General features: G+C 32.5%; 14 protein-coding genes. 13 read left to right on the forward strand and 1 reads right to left on the reverse strand.

Annotated features, from left to right (window positions below; translation table 11 throughout):
- Positions 1 to 63 precede the first annotated feature (63 nt).
- From ABDZ69_RS06000 to ABDZ69_RS06035, 8 genes are all read left to right on the forward strand, one after another.
- The gene (locus tag ABDZ69_RS06000; RefSeq protein ID WP_343767714.1) at positions 64 to 1,122 is read left to right on the forward strand and encodes a galactose ABC transporter substrate-binding protein; all 1,059 of its coding nucleotides are present in this window, start codon (positions 64 to 66) and stop codon (positions 1,120 to 1,122) included.
- A gap of 65 nt (positions 1,123 to 1,187) precedes the next feature.
- Positions 1,188 to 2,702: a sugar ABC transporter ATP-binding protein gene (locus tag ABDZ69_RS06005; RefSeq protein WP_343767717.1), complete on the forward strand. Its 1,515-nt coding sequence runs from the start codon at positions 1,188 to 1,190 to the stop codon at positions 2,700 to 2,702.
- An 18-nt stretch (positions 2,703 to 2,720) separates the two neighbouring features.
- Entirely contained in the window at positions 2,721 to 3,725 is a 1,005-nt protein-coding gene (mglC, locus tag ABDZ69_RS06010; protein WP_343767719.1) for a galactose/methyl galactoside ABC transporter permease MglC, read from the forward strand.
- 83 nt (positions 3,726 to 3,808) lie between these two features.
- Positions 3,809 to 4,822: a LacI family DNA-binding transcriptional regulator gene (locus ABDZ69_RS06015; protein WP_343767721.1), complete on the forward strand. Its 1,014-nt coding sequence runs from the start codon at positions 3,809 to 3,811 to the stop codon at positions 4,820 to 4,822.
- 75 nt (positions 4,823 to 4,897) lie between these two features.
- Positions 4,898 to 6,436 carry a UDP-glucose--hexose-1-phosphate uridylyltransferase gene (locus ABDZ69_RS06020; protein WP_343767724.1) on the forward strand — a complete coding sequence of 513 codons (1,539 nt, stop codon included), beginning with the start codon at positions 4,898 to 4,900 and terminating at the stop codon, positions 6,434 to 6,436.
- An 11-nt stretch (positions 6,437 to 6,447) separates the two neighbouring features.
- The gene (locus ABDZ69_RS06025) at positions 6,448 to 7,605 is read left to right on the forward strand and encodes a galactokinase (RefSeq protein WP_343767727.1); all 1,158 of its coding nucleotides are present in this window, start codon (positions 6,448 to 6,450) and stop codon (positions 7,603 to 7,605) included.
- A gap of 30 nt (positions 7,606 to 7,635) precedes the next feature.
- The gene (gene galE, locus ABDZ69_RS06030; RefSeq protein WP_343767730.1) at positions 7,636 to 8,622 is read left to right on the forward strand and encodes a UDP-glucose 4-epimerase GalE; all 987 of its coding nucleotides are present in this window, start codon (positions 7,636 to 7,638) and stop codon (positions 8,620 to 8,622) included.
- Positions 8,623 to 8,778: 156 nt separating this feature from the next.
- Positions 8,779 to 9,660: a sigma-70 family RNA polymerase sigma factor gene (locus ABDZ69_RS06035; protein ID WP_343767733.1), complete on the forward strand. Its 882-nt coding sequence runs from the start codon at positions 8,779 to 8,781 to the stop codon at positions 9,658 to 9,660.
- A 133-nt stretch (positions 9,661 to 9,793) separates the two neighbouring features.
- On the opposite strand, the gene ABDZ69_RS06040 is transcribed toward ABDZ69_RS06035, so the two are convergent.
- Positions 9,794 to 10,546 carry a tRNA threonylcarbamoyladenosine dehydratase gene (locus tag ABDZ69_RS06040; RefSeq protein ID WP_343767736.1) on the reverse strand — a complete coding sequence of 251 codons (753 nt, stop codon included), beginning with the start codon at positions 10,544 to 10,546 and terminating at the stop codon, positions 9,794 to 9,796.
- A 103-nt stretch (positions 10,547 to 10,649) separates the two neighbouring features.
- On the opposite strand from ABDZ69_RS06040, the gene ABDZ69_RS06045 reads away from it, so the two are divergent.
- The 5 genes from ABDZ69_RS06045 (at position 10,650) to ABDZ69_RS06065 (ending at position 15,975) form a co-directional block, all read left to right on the forward strand.
- Complete coding sequence (locus ABDZ69_RS06045) at positions 10,650 to 10,796, forward strand: hypothetical protein (protein WP_343767739.1); 147 nt, start codon at positions 10,650 to 10,652, stop codon at positions 10,794 to 10,796.
- 87 nt (positions 10,797 to 10,883) lie between these two features.
- Entirely contained in the window at positions 10,884 to 12,020 is a 1,137-nt protein-coding gene (locus tag ABDZ69_RS06050) for a cysteine desulfurase family protein (RefSeq protein WP_343767742.1), read from the forward strand.
- The gene (thiI, locus tag ABDZ69_RS06055; protein WP_343767745.1) at positions 12,020 to 13,162 is read left to right on the forward strand and encodes a tRNA uracil 4-sulfurtransferase ThiI; all 1,143 of its coding nucleotides are present in this window, start codon (positions 12,020 to 12,022) and stop codon (positions 13,160 to 13,162) included. The genes ABDZ69_RS06050 and thiI overlap by 1 nt, the downstream gene beginning before the upstream one ends.
- Positions 13,163 to 13,251: 89 nt before the next feature.
- Positions 13,252 to 13,518: a metal-sensing transcriptional repressor gene (locus ABDZ69_RS06060; RefSeq protein ID WP_343767747.1), complete on the forward strand. Its 267-nt coding sequence runs from the start codon at positions 13,252 to 13,254 to the stop codon at positions 13,516 to 13,518.
- Positions 13,519 to 13,530: 12 nt separating this feature from the next.
- Positions 13,531 to 15,975, forward strand: coding sequence for a heavy metal translocating P-type ATPase (locus ABDZ69_RS06065; RefSeq protein WP_343767750.1), 2,445 nt, complete (start codon positions 13,531 to 13,533; stop codon positions 15,973 to 15,975).
- Positions 15,976 to 15,996: the final 21 nt, after the last annotated feature.

Consider the following 15,996-nt stretch of genomic DNA (forward strand, 5'->3'; position numbering starts at 1 on the left):
AGAAACATTAAATTAATGTTTCTATTGTTTAATAAATACATAAAATTATTGGGGGGTATAAAAATGAAAAAAATTATTTCATTGGTTGCTGCGGCAATTTTATCATTAGGGATGCTTACTGGTTGTGGAAGTAAACCTACAGATGCAGGAAAAGATGCTGGAAAGGATACGCCTAAGGAAATAAAAATTGGTGTAGCACTTTACAAATTTGACGATACTTTTATTTCTACAGTTCGTCAAGCAATTGAAAAGAATGCTGAAGAAAAGGGAAAGGCTTCAGGAGAAAAAATTACGTTAAATTTCGCTGATGGACAAGGTCAGCAAGCAAACCAAAATGACCAAGTGGATACTTTTATAGCTCAAAAATATGACGTTATTGCTGTTAATATGGTTGACCGTACTGCAGCTTCTGTAATAATTGATAAGGCTAAGGCAGCGGGAATACCTGTAGTATTCTTTAATCGTGAGCCAGTAGCAGAAGACATGGCTAAATGGGACAAGATGTTCTATGTTGGTGCAAAGGCTGAGGAATCAGGAGCAATGCAAGGACAAATAATTGCTGACTATTTCAAGGCTAATCCAGGCATGGATAAGAATAAAGATGGAAAACTTCAATACGTAATGTTAGAAGGAGAACCAGGACATCAAGACGCAATATTACGTACTGAACATTCAATAAAAGCTTTAGAAGCAGCTGGAGTTAAAACTGAAAAACTTGCTAATGATACAGGAATGTGGCAGAGAGCAATGGGACAAGAAAAAATGGCTGCTTGGTTATCCGCTTATGGCGATAAAATAGAAGTTGTATTTGGAAATAACGACGATATGGCGTTAGGTGCTATCGAAGCTCTTAAAGCAGCAGGATATTTCCAGGGAGACAAAAAGTTGCCAGTAGTTGGTGTTGACGCAACTGCACCAGCAATTGACTCTCTAGAAGGTGGACAATTATTAGGTACAGTATTAAACGATGCTAAAGGCCAAGGAAAAGCTATACTTGATATATCTTATTCTTTAGCAAAGAAAGAAGATCCATCAAAATCCGTTGAAGGAATAACTGATGTTAAATACAAATGGGTTCCATATCAACCTGTAACAAAGGAAAATGTTAGCCAATTTAAATAATAAAAAAACTAGGGAGTGTTTTACACTCCCTAATATTAAATATTTTGCTGAAAGAGGTGTTGCCTATGTCACAGGAGTATGTTTTGGAAATGCATAATATTTCCAAAAGCTTTCCCGGTGTAAAGGCGCTTGATAATGTTAGTTTGAAGCTAAGGCCTGGAAGTGTACATGCACTCATGGGTGAAAATGGAGCGGGTAAATCTACATTGATGAAGTGTCTTTTTGGAATCTATGTTGAAGATGAAGGGGAAGTTATTCTTGATGGTAAAAAAGTTCAATTTAAAAATGCAAAGGATGCATTAGAAAATGGAATTTCTATGATACACCAAGAGCTTCACCCAGTGCCACATCGTAGTGTAATGGAAAATATATGGTTAGGAAGATTCCCTGTTAAAAGCTATATGGGAATAAAATTAGTAGACCATAAAAAAATGTATGATGATACATTATCACTTTTAAGAGATGAACTTCAATTGGATATAAAACCAGAAACTGAAGTTGCAAAACTCTCTGTATCACAAATTCAAGGAGTAGAAATAGCAAAGGCTGTTTCCTATAGAGCAAAGGTAGTAGTGATGGACGAGCCTACCTCCTCTCTTACAGAAACTGAAGTTTCTCATTTGTTTAATATTATCAGAAAGCTTAAAGCCGAAGGGGTTTCGATTATATATATATCTCATAAAATGGAAGAAATTTTAGAAATATCTGATGAAATAACCATAATGAGAGACGGTAAGTATATCGGTACTTGGGATTCTAAGGATATGACTACGGATATGATTATTTCTAAAATGGTTGGAAGGGATTTAACAAATAGATTCCCACCTCGTGAAAATATACCAGGGGAAGTATTCATGAAAGTAGAAAATTTAACATCTACCAATTCAAAGTCCTTTAAAGATATAACCTTTGAACTAAGAAAGGGTGAAATATTGGGAATAGGGGGATTAGTTGGAGCTCAAAGAACAGAGCTAGTTGAGGCAATATTTGGACTTAGAGGAATATCCAAAGGAAAGATATATATAAAAGATAATGAGGTGAAAATAAAAAATCCAATAGATGCAAAGAAGCATGGAATTGCGCTTCTTACTGAAGAAAGAAGATCTACGGGGATTTTTCCGGTACTTTCTGTGGCAGACAATACCATAGTAGCTAACTTAAACAGATACATGGATTTTAATTTTATTATAAACAGCAGAAAGGGTATGGCGGAAGTAAATAAGAGCATAAATATGCTTAACATAAAAACTCCTTCTGGAAAAACATTAATAAGAAATTTGTCTGGAGGAAATCAACAAAAGGTTATTTTTTCTCGTTGGTTACTAACAGAACCGGATGTTTTAATATTGGACGAGCCTACTAGAGGAATCGACGTAGGGGCAAAGTATGAAATATATTCAATAATTGCTGAACTTGCAAAGGCTGGGAAAAGTATTATTATGATTAGTTCAGAAATGCCTGAGCTTATAGGAATGTCTGATAGAATTATGGTAATGTGTTCAGGAAAATTAAGTGGAATCATAGATGGCAGGGAAGCAAATCAGGAGCTTATTATGAAGTATGCCACAAAGTTTGCTTAGCAGAGGGAGGTTAAAAACATGGCAGAAGAAAGTAAAAAGTTAAATGGAAAAAATTTAAAAGAGTTTGGTAGTAAAAATGCAATATATTTAGTTCTTGTAGTATTATGTATATCTATAGGGGCACTAAATAGTAATTTCCTATCTCTTAATAACCTAGGAAATGTTTTGGTTATTGCCTCAGTACGTATAATAATTGCCTTAGGAGTTGGTGGAGCGCTAATTACTAAAGGTACAGACCTTTCCTCAGGTAGAATAGTAGGTCTTACAGCTTGTATTTCTGCAAGTTTGTTGCAGCGCCCTGACTATGCATATAAATTATTTAAAAATGCTCCGCAGTTAAATATTTTCGTAGTTATACTATTAGTTATGGTAGTAGGGATGTCAATTGGAGCAATTAATGGAGTGGTTATATCTTATCTTAAGGTACCGCCTTTTATAGCTACCTTAGGAATGATGGTTATAGTATATGGTGCTGCATGTATATATACTAATGCTCAACCTATTGGGGGGTTAAGGAATGACTTCACAGGACTCGCTTCTGGAAGAGTTTTTGGAGTTATACCTAACTTAGTAATTATAGCTGCAGTAGTTGGAATTATTATATGGATTATTCTTAATAAAACTCGTTTTGGAAAATACATTTATGCCATAGGTGGAAATTCAAATGCAGCAGAAGTTTCAGGAGTAAATGTTGAGCTTACTTTAATAAAAGTTTATGCTTTAGCTGGAGCTTTATATGGGCTAGCAGGAGCACTACTTGCTGCTAGAACAGGAGGGGCTACTAACAACTATGGTAATATGTATGAGCTTGATGCTATAGCAGCAGCAACCATAGGGGGAGTTTCTACCTCTGGTGGTATTGGAACAGTATCTGGAATAATTACAGGAGTTTTAATATTTGAAGTATTAAACAATGGTTTAGTAATTTTAAATGTATCTGCCTATTGGCAACAGGTAGTTAAAGGTATTATAATAATTGGAGCGGTTGCTTTTGACATACGTAAATATTTAGCAAAAAGATAGTAACAAAAGACTTTCCGTCCTAGCTAGATGGAAGGTCTTTTAAACAATGATATATTATATTTTAAAAATTAGAAGGTGAAATTATGACTATAACCATAAAAGAAGTAGCAAAAGAAGCAGGGGTATCTATTACTACAGTATCGAGAGTATTAAATAATAACTATCCCGTAAAAATGGAAACTAGAATTAGAATAGAAGAGGCTATAGAAAAGTTGAAATATAAGCCCAATGCTATGGCAAGAGGTTTAATAACTAATAAATCTTCTATGATAGGTGTGGTAGTTCCTGGTATAACAAATCTATTTTTCCCAACAATTGTAGAAGCTATTGAAAATTTAACTAACAAAGAGGGTTATAGCATATCACTTTGTAATACTTACGGAGAACCAGAAAAAGAAAAGAAATTAATTGAAGATTTAATTTCTAAAAGAGTGGATGGAATTATAATAATAGATCCAAGTATTGAAAATCTAAGTTCAGGATATTTAGAAGAGATGTCTAGAGCTTTACCATTAGTTGTGGTTAATGGGTGTAGTGATAAATTTGAGTGCAATTTTGTAACCTATGATGAAAAAGCTGGAATGGCAGAAGCATTAAAGTATTTAAGAAATTTAGGGCATGAAAAAATTGCTTTTATAAGAGGAACTAGAAGTTATTCCTATGATATAAAAGAGAAAATATATTTAGATATGATTAAAGAAGAGAAATTAAAATATAAAAAGGTATTAAATGTAGGTATGGGTAACACCATAGAAGTTGTAGAAAAAACAAGGGAAAAAGTGGAAAATTTAATACTTAGTAAAAATCGTCCTACTGCGATATTTGCGTGTAATGACTTAATGGCAGTAGGGGTTATAAATGCGTGCAATAAGTTAAAGTTAAATATACCTAAGGAATTATCTGTAATGGGTTTTGATAATACCTTACTTGCTCATGTAAGTCATCCAAGGCTTACTACAGTAGATTTAAATATGAAAGAAATAGGCAAAAAAGCGGCCTTAGAAATTTTAGATATAATTGATAAAGAAAATAAAACTAAAAAGAAAATTATAATAGGCACAAATTTAATTATTAGGGAAAGTTGTGATAAGTTATAATTCGATTATTTGCGTGGTAGACACGCATTTTCTTAAAAAAATTAGAAAAGGTTTTCTATAAGGGAGGAGATCTTTATGAAAGAATTCAACATTTCAAAAGAAATAGAAATTTTACTTAAATATGCATTAAAGCATAATTTAATAGAAAAATGGGACGTTGTTCAAAGTCGGAATTCTCTTTTAGATTTATTAAGAATAGATGAGCCCTACTATGGAGAGATTGAGGAGATTACCTCTGAGAATCCTGTTTCTATATTGGAAAATATATTAGATTATGCTGGAGAAACGGAGATATTGCCAATAGATACAATTACCTATAGAGATTTATTAGATGCTAAAATAATGGGTATTTTGATGCCTAGATCATCGGAGATTATCAATAATTTTAATAATATATATAATACTAAAGGATCAAAAGCTGCAACCACATATTATTATAATCTTTCAACTCATTCAAATTACATAAGGCTAGATAGAACAAATAAAAATTTATATTGGAAGGAAGATACTCCTTATGGGGAAATGGAAATAACAATAAATTTGTCTAAACCTGAAAAGGATCCAAGAGATATTGCTGCATCAAAATTAAAATCAAGTTCTAATTATCCTAAATGCCTATTGTGCTTAGAAAACGTAGGATATGCTGGTAATATAAATCATCCAGGAAGGGGAAATCATAGAGTTATTCCAATAGAACTTCTTCATGAACAATGGTATCTACAATATTCCCCTTATTTATATTATAATGAACATTGCATATTATTTCATGAAAGCCACATACCTATGAGTATTAACGAAAATACCTTTCGAAGAATAATAGATTTTGTAGAGAAGTTTCCTCACTATTTTATTGGCTCAAATGCTGATTTGCCTATAGTTGGGGGTTCTATATTAACGCATGAACACTATCAAGGGGGAAATCATGTATTTCCTATGGTAAAGGCCCCCATTGAGCATTTCTTTAAAAGTGAAGAGTTTCAGACAATTAAAGGTGGAATAGTAAAATGGCCTTTATCCGTCATAAGGCTTTCTTCAAAAGACAAAGAGGAATTAATAGCTGCTTCCTCTAAGATATTAGATGTTTGGAGAGGTTATATAGATGAAAGTGTAGATATTCTGCCTCATAGCATTATTAAAGGAGAGAAGGTTTTGCATAATACTATAACACCTATAGCTAGAATTAATAAATATGGAGAATATGAAATTGATTTAGTACTGAGAAATAATAGAACAAGTGAGGAACATCCCTTAGGAATTTTCCATCCTCACCAGCACTTACACCATATTAAAAAAGAAAACATTGGATTAATTGAGGTTATGGGATTGGCAGTTCTGCCTGGAAGGTTAAAAGAGGAGCTAAATGAGATAAGAAATATCCTTTCTGGACAGGAACAGGTTAATGATTTTAACTTATGTAATCATCTTAAATGGATTGATGAAATGATTTTAGAGTATGGTACAGATAACACAACAGAAGAGGCTTTGAGAATAATAAAAAGAGAGATTGGCAAGAAATTTACTGAAATATTAACTAATTCAGGAGTTTTTAAAAGGGATAAAGTAGGAAGAGAAGGTTTTATTAAATTTATAAATAAAATAGGTTTCAGAGATTAGGGGTGAGAATAATGAGGATTGAAGATTTGAAAAAAGAATTTATAAAAATCTACGGGGAAGGGGAGATTAGGGTATTTCATTCCCCAGGAAGGGTAAATTTAATTGGGGAGCATATTGATTATAATGGAGGATATGTATTTCCTTGTGCTTTAGATTTTGGAACCTATGGACTTGTCAGAAAAAGAAAAGATAATATAATTAACTTAGCATCTACTAATTTTTCTAAAAGAGTTTCTGCTAAGCTATATAATATAGAATATAAAGAAGAGGATGATTGGGGAAATTATTTAAAAGGTGTTATAGCATTTCTTTTAAATGAAGGATATAAGGTAGAAGGAATGGACATTTTAATTAGCGGCAATATACCCAATGGTGCAGGGCTATCTTCTTCAGCTTCTATAGAAGTTTTAATGGGAGTTATTATTGATGAATTGTTTAACCAAGGAAGAATAAATAGAGTACAGCTAATTAAGCTTTGTCAAAGGGCAGAAAATGAATTTATAGGGGTAAATTGCGGCATAATGGATCAATTTTCTATTGGAATGGGAAAAAAAGACAAAGCTATATTGCTAAATTGTGATACTTTAGAGTTTAAATATGCAGATTTTAAATTAGCTGAGCATACACTAATTATTATGAACACAAACAAAAGAAGAGCTTTAAGTGAATCAAAATATAATGAGAGAAGAATGGAATGTGAAGAAGGATTACAAGAAATTAAGGTTCATAAGGAAATAGACAATCTCTGTAGTCTTAGTGAAGAAGATTATAAAACTGTTGAAGTTTTACTAAAGAAAGAAAATGTTAGAAATAGAGTCAAACATGTAGTATATGAAAATGAAAGAGTAAAAAAAGCTTTTATTTTTTTAAATGAAGGAAATATGGAAGGGTTTGGAGAATTATTAACTGAGTCTCATATTTCATTAAGAGATTTATATGAGGTAACGGGAATAGAGCTAGACACAATGGTGGAATTATCTTTAAATTGTAAGGGATGCATTGGAGCAAGAATGACTGGTGCAGGTTTTGGGGGATGTGTTATAGCTTTAGTAGAGAAGGATAAGGCAGAGGAATTTATGAAATATGTAAAAGAAAAATATGAAGATAGAATAGGATATGAGCCAAGCTTTTATCTTAGTGGCGTAGGTGATGGCACAAAAGAATGTTAATTTTATCTGATAAATAAAGGAGGGCTTTTTATGGCAGTACTTGTTTGTGGTGGAGCGGGTTATATTGGGAGTCACATGGTGGCTGCATTAATAGAAAAAGGTGAAGAGGTAATAGTTCTAGACAATTTTCAAAAGGGTCATAGAAATGCAATATTAGGAGGAACGGTTTACGAAGGAGATGTAAGAGATAAGAATATTTTAAATAAAATATTCAGCGAAAATACCATTGACTCTGTTATTGACTTTGCTGCGGATTCTCTGGTTGGCGAAAGTGTTCATGAACCTTTAAAGTATTTTAATAACAATATAGGTGGTACAATAAATCTACTTGAAGTAATGAAGGAATATGGTGTTAAGCATATTGTTTTTTCATCCACGGCAGCAACCTATGGAGAACCTAAGAATATTCCAATTAAAGAAGAGGACGACACCATTCCTACAAATCCTTATGGAGAATCTAAGCTTGCAGTAGAGAAAATATTAAAATGGTGTGATAAAGCCTATGGTATAAAATATACTGTGCTGAGATATTTCAATGCTGCGGGCGCACATGTAAATGGTAGAATAGGTGAAGATCATAGACCTGAAACGCACTTAATTCCAATTATATTAGAGGTTGCCTTAGGAAAAAGAGAATTTATAACAATATTTGGAAATAATTATGAAACTAAAGATGGAACCTGTGTAAGAGACTATATTCATGTTATGGACTTAGTAAATGCTCATTCCCTTGCTTTAGAAAGATTAAGAATGGGTGGAGAAAGCAGAATTTATAATTTAGGGAATGGACAAGGTTTTTCTGTAAAAGAGGTAATAGAAGTAGCGAGAAAGGTAACAGGAAAAGAAATAAAAGATGTAGTAGCAGATAGAAGGGCAGGTGACCCTGCAGTTTTAGTTGCCTCATCTAATAAAGCTATGGATGAATTGAGCTGGGTACTTGAATATAATTCCTTAGAAACCATAATAAAAACCGCTTGGGATTGGTATAAAAATCACCCTAATGGATATAATTACTAATAAGTATAATAAAACTGTAGCAAGTTATGGAAAGCTACAGTTTTTTATTGTATTAAAAAAATTGTTGTATAAAAGTTGAATAAATTGTTACAAATTCTTTAATTTTATTTAATTAAGAAGGATAAAGAGAAGATGTATTGAAGTAATAGATATAGAGTGGCAAATCATAATGATGTAAGGGTGATATTATTGAATACTGAAGAAATAACTAATGTTGAAGATTATATTAATATATATTTAAAAGAAATCGGTAAGGGAGAACTTCTAACTGCTGAAGAAGAAGTTCAATTAGCCAAACAAATAGAAGCGGGTAATGAAAGAGCAAAAGATAAATTAATTGAAAGTAATTTAAGATTGGTGGTAAGTATTGCCAAGAAGTATGTTGGTAAAGGGTTAAGTTTTTTAGATTTAGTTCAAGAGGGCAATATAGGGCTTATGAAAGCAGTTGAGAAATTTGATTATACCAAAGGATATAGGTTCAGCACCTATGCTACCTGGTGGATTAAACAGGCTGTTACAAGGGCCATTGCGGATCAATCTAGAACCATAAGAATACCAGTACATATGAATGAAATAGCAAGTAAAGTATTAAAAACCCAAAAAGAACTATATCAAAAATTAGATAGAACTCCTACAGAAGAAGAAGTGGCAGAAGAGTTAAAATTGCCAGTTCAAAAGGTAAAACAAATCTATGCTATATGTATGGAGCCAATTTCACTAGAAACACCAGTAGGAACTAACGAAGATACTTTCTTAGAAGATTTTATTCCAGATGAAAGCTATTCCCCAGAGCAAAAAGTTATGACTTCCATGCTAGGAGAGGTTTTAGGTAGTGCATTAAGAACCCTATCGCCAAGAGAGGAAAGGGTTGTAAGACTAAGATATGGATTATTAGAAGATGGAGAGATTAGAACCTTAGAGGAAATAGGTAAAGAATTTAATTTAACAAGAGAAAGAATCAGACAAATTGAAGCCAGTGCATTAAGAAAGCTAAGGCATCCCAATAGATTGAAATTTTTGCAAGGATATATGGATTAAAGGGGAGTTTGATTTGCAAACTCCCCTTTAATCAAATGCTTAGATTTCTAGATGTAATAGATAATGTAAAAACTCCGCAGGGATTATATCCAAATCTAAATATCTGGATATAATAAAGTAGCTAGCAAGCTAGCTACTTTATTATATCCTTAACTACTTCACCAGCCAGAATCATTCCCGCTACTGGAGGAACAAAGGCGATACTGCCAGGAATCTGCCTTTTAACAGTGCATTTTTTACTTCCATTAGAGCAAACGCATCCCTCTTTACAAGTTATAATCTCATCCAATTTAGGCTTTGAAGGAGCTTCTTCTGAGTAAAGTACCTTTACTCCATCCACATTACGTTTTCTTAATTCATATCTCATAACTTTAGCTAAAGGACATATCTTAGTTTTGTAAATATCTTCTATCTTGAATTTTGTTGGATCAAGCTTATTACCTGTACCCATGGAACTAATAATTGAAATATTATTGTTTTTACACCACAGAATCAAAGAAATTTTAGAGGACACAGTATCTATGGCATCTATAACATAATCTGCATTTAAAGGTATTATTTCTGATATATTATCTTCTTTAACAAAGGTTTGATGTATTGTAACCTTGCATTTAGGATTTATTTTTTCAATTCTTTCTTTCATAACTTCCACTTTAGGTTTTCCTAAAGTACTATAATCAGCAAGTATTTGTCTATTTATATTTGTTAAACACACTGTATCATCATCGATTAAAATTAAATGTCCTACACCACTTCTAACTAGTGCTTCTGTAGCAAAACTTCCTACACCGCCTATTCCAAAAACCACCACGGTACTATCCTTAAGCTTAGATAAAGCTTCTTTACCAATAAGTAGCTCTGTTCTTGAAAACAAATGTTGAACCATTGCATTTTACCTCACTTTATTTAATATCGTAATATATCATAGAATGAAATATGCTATAAAGTCAATAATAATTATATAAATAAATAAGAGTGAGGTGTTTTTTGTGGAAAAAGGTTACATGAAAGAACTTTTAGAGAAAGTTAAAAAAGCAAATATAGCAGTTTTTCATACAGATAAAAAATTAGACTATAGAATAGTCCATCAAGAAAGAATAGAGAGAGCTAAAGAGGATAGATGGCCCTTAAACTAAAAGTGGATAGAATTACTAGAAATTTGAAACATACAATGTTATAATTTTAAGCATTGTATGTTTTTATAAAGTTTTAGGAGTGATTAAATGGAGGTTTATTTAGATAATAGTGCTACGACAAAACCCTATGAAACAGTTATAGAAAAAATGAACGACGTTATGAGGAGCTATTATGGAAATCCATCTTCTGCTCATAGTTTTGGAATAAAAGCTGAAAAAATACTAAATGATAGCAGAGATACGGTGGCAAGAACCATAAATTGTGGCAAAGAGGAAATAATTTTTACTTCTGGAGGAAGTGAAAGTAATAATTTTATAATAAAGGGCTTTGCAAAAGAGGGTGGAAATATAATTACCACTCCAATTGAACACCCTAGTGTGTTAAATACATTTAAGGAATTAGAGTCTCAAGGTGTGGAGATAAAAATTTTAAGTGTATTTAAAGATGGAAGAATAAACTTAGAAGAATTAGAAAAAGCTATTAATAAAAATACTTTATTAGTAAGTATTATGCATGTAAATAATGAAATTGGAACGGTACAAGACATTAAGAGCATAGGGAGAATCATAAAAGAAAAAGGTGGAAGAACAAAATTCCATATCGATGGTGTACAAAGTTACGGTAAATTTAATATAGATGTTAAAGAACTTAATATCGATGCTTTCTCGGCCAGTGCCCATAAAATCCATGGACCTAGAGGAGTGGGATTTGTCTATGTGAAAAAAGGATTAATACCTAAACCATTAATTTCTGGTGGAGGGCAAGAAAGAAGCTTTAGATCTGGAACTGAAAACTTACCGGGAGTAGTAGGTTTTAGTGAAGCAGCAAGAATAATTCACCAGTCAATGAATGAAAACTATAATAAGGTTTTTAATCTTAAAGAATATTTTATAGAAAGGCTTAGAGATTTTGAGGATGTAAAGATTAATAGTCCTCTTAATGAAAAATTTTCTCCATATATATTAAATGTTTCTTTTATAGGAATTAAAGGTGAAGTTTTATTAAGAGCCTTAGATGGGAATGGAATTTATGTGTCTACAGGCTCTGCTTGTTCTGCTAAGGATACAAAAGATAGTCATGTATTAAGAGCTATTTGTTTGAAAGACAGTGAAATAAAGGGAGCAATTAGATTTAGTTTTTCAGAAGATAATACGAAAGAAGAAATTGACTATGTACTCCATTCATTATATAGTTCACTAAAATTTTTAAGGAGAGGTAAATAATGAGAAAGTTATTATTAATAAAATATAGTGCTGAAATCTTTTTGAAGGGTTTAAACAGAAATAAATTTGAAAAAACATTGAAAGATAATATAAGAAGAGTAATAAATGGCATGGATTATGAATTTATTTTGGATAGTGGAAGATGGTTTTTACATTCTAACGATATGGAAGAGTTATCAAAGAGAGTAAGAAAGGTTTTTGGTGTGCAAGAAATTTGCATAGTAAGTGAAGTAAGTCTTTCTTTTGATGATATTTGCTTACAAGCTTTAAGAGAATTAGAAGAAGGAGAATATAAAACATTTAAAGTAGAGACTAATAGAGCAAATAAAAAGTTCCCTAAAAACTCTATGGAGATAAGTAGAGAAGTGGGAGCCTTTATCTTAAATAATAAACAAGATATAAGAGTTGATGTAAAAAATCCAGAAGTGGTTGTAAATATAGAAGTAAGAGAAAAGGGAGCCTATATTTACTCAAAAAAAATAAAAGCCGTTGGTGGAATGCCGTATGGAACTAATGGAGCTACTTTACTTATGCTATCTGGAGGTATAGATTCTCCTGTTGCAGGATATATGATGGGTAGACGTGGGGTAGAGCTTCATAGTATATATTTCCATAGCCACCCATATACCAGTGAAAGAGCTAAGGAAAAGGTTATAGAGCTAAATAATATTTTAAAAAAATATACAGGAAATACTAAATTATATGTAGTACCTTTCACCAAAATTCAAATGGAAATAATGGATAAGTGTAGAGAAGATGAATTAACAATAATAATGAGAAGATTTATGATGCGAATTTCATGTGCCTTAGCGGAGGCTTTGAATATCCAATCTGTAACTACAGGAGAAAGCATAGGGCAAGTAGCTAGTCAAACCATGGATAGTCTAGTTGTAACAAATGCTGTCTCAGATAGGCCAGTATTTAGACCGTTAATATCTATGGATAAAGAAGATATTATGAATATCTCAAGACAAATAGGTACTTATGAAACCTCAATACTTCCCTATGAGGATTGTTGCACAATATTTGTACCAAAGCATCCAAAAACAAAACCAATATTAAGAATGATAGAAAACTCTGAAAGCCTGTTAAACGTAGAAGAGTTAGTTAAAGATGCAGTAGAAAATATAGAAATTATATAGAAAATCAAAAAAAATAGTTGAAATTTATCTTCAACTATTTTATAATAACAATATAACCCCCCACCCAGGGGGGAGGATAGGAGGTAATTATGAACGCAGAGCAAAAAAAAGCATTACAGTCTTTAAAAACTGCTAGAGGACAAGTAGATGGAATTATTAAAATGATAGAGGATGGTAGATATTGTATAGATATATCGAATCAAATAATTGCAGTACAGTCCCTTTTAAAAAAGTCTAATATGCACATACTAAAACAACATTTAAATCATTGTGTGAAAGACGCATTTCTTCATGAATCAGGTGAAGAAAAGATAGATGAAATTATGGGGGTTTTGCAAAAACTAATTGATAAATAGGAGGTAGTGATTTTGAAAAATGAAATTTTAAATATAGAAGGCATGACTTGTGCGGCTTGTGCGAAGGCTGTAGAAAGATCTGCTAAAAAAGTTCCTGGTGTTCTTGATGCAAACGTAAATTTTGCTTCAGAAAAACTTAGTATTTCCTTTAATGAAGAGGAGGCAAAGCTCGAGGATATTCAAAGGGCTATAGAAAAATCAGGATATAAAGCTCTTGTAGAAACTTCAACTAAAACCCTTTCAATAGAAGGAATGACCTGCTCAGCATGTGCTAAAGCTGTAGAAAGAGCATCCAAGAAAATAGAAGGAGTTATTGAAGCTAATGTAAACTTTGCAACAGAAAAGCTAACAATTACATTTCAACCTTCAAAAGTTAGAATGTCAGAAATTAAAGCAGCAGTAGAAAAGAGTGGCTATAAATTAGTGGAAGAGGCCACTGTAGATTTGCATAAAGAGAAGAAGGAACAGGAAAGAAAATCTCTTTGGAGAAAATTTGTAATTTCAGCGGTGTTTACTATTCCTCTTCTTATTATTTCCATGGGACATATGATGGGATTAATGCTTCCTGAAATTATCGATCCTATGCACAATCCTTTAAACTTTGCATTAGTACAGTTGGTTTTAACATTGCCTGTAGTTATAGTTGGAAATAGATTTTATAAGGTAGGATTTAAAACTTTATATAGAAGAGAGCCAAATATGGATTCCTTAATAGCAATTGGAACTTTAGCTGCTACATTATATGGAGTATTTGCAGTATATAAAATATCTCTTGGAGAGACAGACTATGTAATGCAGTTGTATTTTGAGTCCGCAGCGGTTATTTTGACCCTTATAACCTTAGGTAAATATTTAGAGACCGTTACTAAGGGTAAAACATCAGAGGCTATAAAAAAGCTTATGGGTCTTGCACCGAAAACTGCAACAATATTAAAAGACGGTAAGGAAATAGAAATATCTATAGATGATGTTGAAGTAGATGATATAATTCTTGTAAAACCAGGGGAAAAGTTACCTGTGGATGGTTTAGTAATAGAAGGTTTCACATCTATTGATGAATCAATGCTTACAGGAGAAAGTATTCCTGTAGAAAAAAATATAGGAGACAAAGTAACTGGAGGAAGCATAAATAAAAATGGATCCATAAAATATAAAGCTACTAGAGTAGGAAAAGATACAGCTCTTGCTCAAATTATTAAACTTGTAGAAGAAGCTCAAGGAACTAAAGCGCCTATTGCAAAAATGGCAGATATAATTTCAGGATATTTTGTTCCTATAGTAATTGTTTTAGCCATAGTATCATCCCTTGCCTGGAGGCTTACTGGTCATAGTACCACTTTTGCTTTAACCATTTTTATATCAATACTTGTAATTGCATGCCCTTGTGCATTAGGACTTGCCACACCGACAGCTATTATGGTAGGAACAGGAAAAGGAGCAGAATACGGCGTTCTTATAAAAAGTGGAGAGGCCTTAGAAGCGGCTCATAAAATACAAACTGTAGTATTCGATAAAACAGGAACTATTACAGAAGGAAAACCAAAGGTAACGGATATACTAACAGTAAATAATTTTAATGAAGAGTATTTATTACAAATTGCAGCCAGTGGAGAAAAGGGATCAGAGCATCCACTCGGAGAAGCTATAGTAAAATCCGCTGAGGAAAGAGGACTAGATTTTAAAGCTGTAGAGAGCTTTAACTCTATACCAGGTCATGGCATTCATGTAAATATTGATGGCCATGAAGTACTTCTAGGTAATAAGAAGCTAATGGAAGAAAATAATATTTCTTTAGAGAATATGGAGGATGCATCAAATAAGTTAGCCGAAGAAGGTAAAACTCCTATGTATGTATCCATAGATAGTAAATTATCAGGTATCATTGCTGTGGCAGATACTGTTAAAGAAAGCAGTAGGAGAGCCATAGAAAAACTCCACAAGATGGGTATAGAAGTTGCTATGATTACTGGAGATAATAGAAGGACAGCAGAAGCTATAGGAAGACAAGTAGGAATAGATAGAGTCCTTGCAGAAGTGCTTCCTGAAGATAAGGCAAAGGAAGTTAAAAAGCTTCAAGAAGAAGGTAAAAAAGTAGCCATGGTTGGAGATGGAGTAAATGATGCCCCAGCATTAGTGGTAGCAGATATTGGTATTGCTATAGGTTCAGGTACTGATGTAGCTATTGAATCAGCGGATATAGTACTTATGAGAAGTGACTTAATGGATGTACCAACAGCTATACAATTGAGCAAGAAAACTATAACTAATATAAAAGAAAATTTATTTTGGGCTTTTGCTTACAATACAATAGGTATTCCAGTAGCCATGGGTATACTACCTTTACTTGGCATAGATATACTATTAAATCCAATGATAGCTGGAGCAGCTATGAGCTTTAGTTCAGTATCAGTTTTATTAAATGCATTAAGGTTAAAAACCTTTAAGCCATATAATTAAAATACGAGAGGAGATAACATT

This window comes from Clostridium malenominatum (assembly GCF_039521365.1).
Lineage (GTDB): Bacteria > Bacillota > Clostridia > Clostridiales > Clostridiaceae > Clostridium_AW > Clostridium_AW malenominatum.

Excerpts from the sequence above, each read along its gene's own strand:
- ABDZ69_RS06000 (WP_343767714.1), top strand. The coding sequence starts at position 64 with ATGAAAAAAATTATTTCATTGGTTGCTGCGGCAATTTTATCATTAGGG.
- ABDZ69_RS06005 (WP_343767717.1), top strand. The coding sequence starts at position 1,188 with ATGTCACAGGAGTATGTTTTGGAAATGCATAATATTTCCAAAAGCTTT.
- mglC (WP_343767719.1), top strand. The coding sequence starts at position 2,721 with ATGGCAGAAGAAAGTAAAAAGTTAAATGGAAAAAATTTAAAAGAGTTT.
- ABDZ69_RS06015 (WP_343767721.1), top strand. The coding sequence starts at position 3,809 with ATGACTATAACCATAAAAGAAGTAGCAAAAGAAGCAGGGGTATCTATT.
- ABDZ69_RS06020 (WP_343767724.1), top strand. The coding sequence starts at position 4,898 with ATGAAAGAATTCAACATTTCAAAAGAAATAGAAATTTTACTTAAATAT.
- ABDZ69_RS06025 (WP_343767727.1), top strand. The coding sequence starts at position 6,448 with ATGAGGATTGAAGATTTGAAAAAAGAATTTATAAAAATCTACGGGGAA.
- galE (WP_343767730.1), top strand. The coding sequence starts at position 7,636 with ATGGCAGTACTTGTTTGTGGTGGAGCGGGTTATATTGGGAGTCACATG.
- ABDZ69_RS06040 (WP_343767736.1), bottom strand. The coding sequence starts at position 10,546 with ATGGTTCAACATTTGTTTTCAAGAACAGAGCTACTTATTGGTAAAGAA.
- ABDZ69_RS06050 (WP_343767742.1), top strand. The coding sequence starts at position 10,884 with ATGGAGGTTTATTTAGATAATAGTGCTACGACAAAACCCTATGAAACA.
- thiI (WP_343767745.1), top strand. The coding sequence starts at position 12,020 with ATGAGAAAGTTATTATTAATAAAATATAGTGCTGAAATCTTTTTGAAG.
- ABDZ69_RS06060 (WP_343767747.1), top strand. The coding sequence starts at position 13,252 with ATGAACGCAGAGCAAAAAAAAGCATTACAGTCTTTAAAAACTGCTAGA.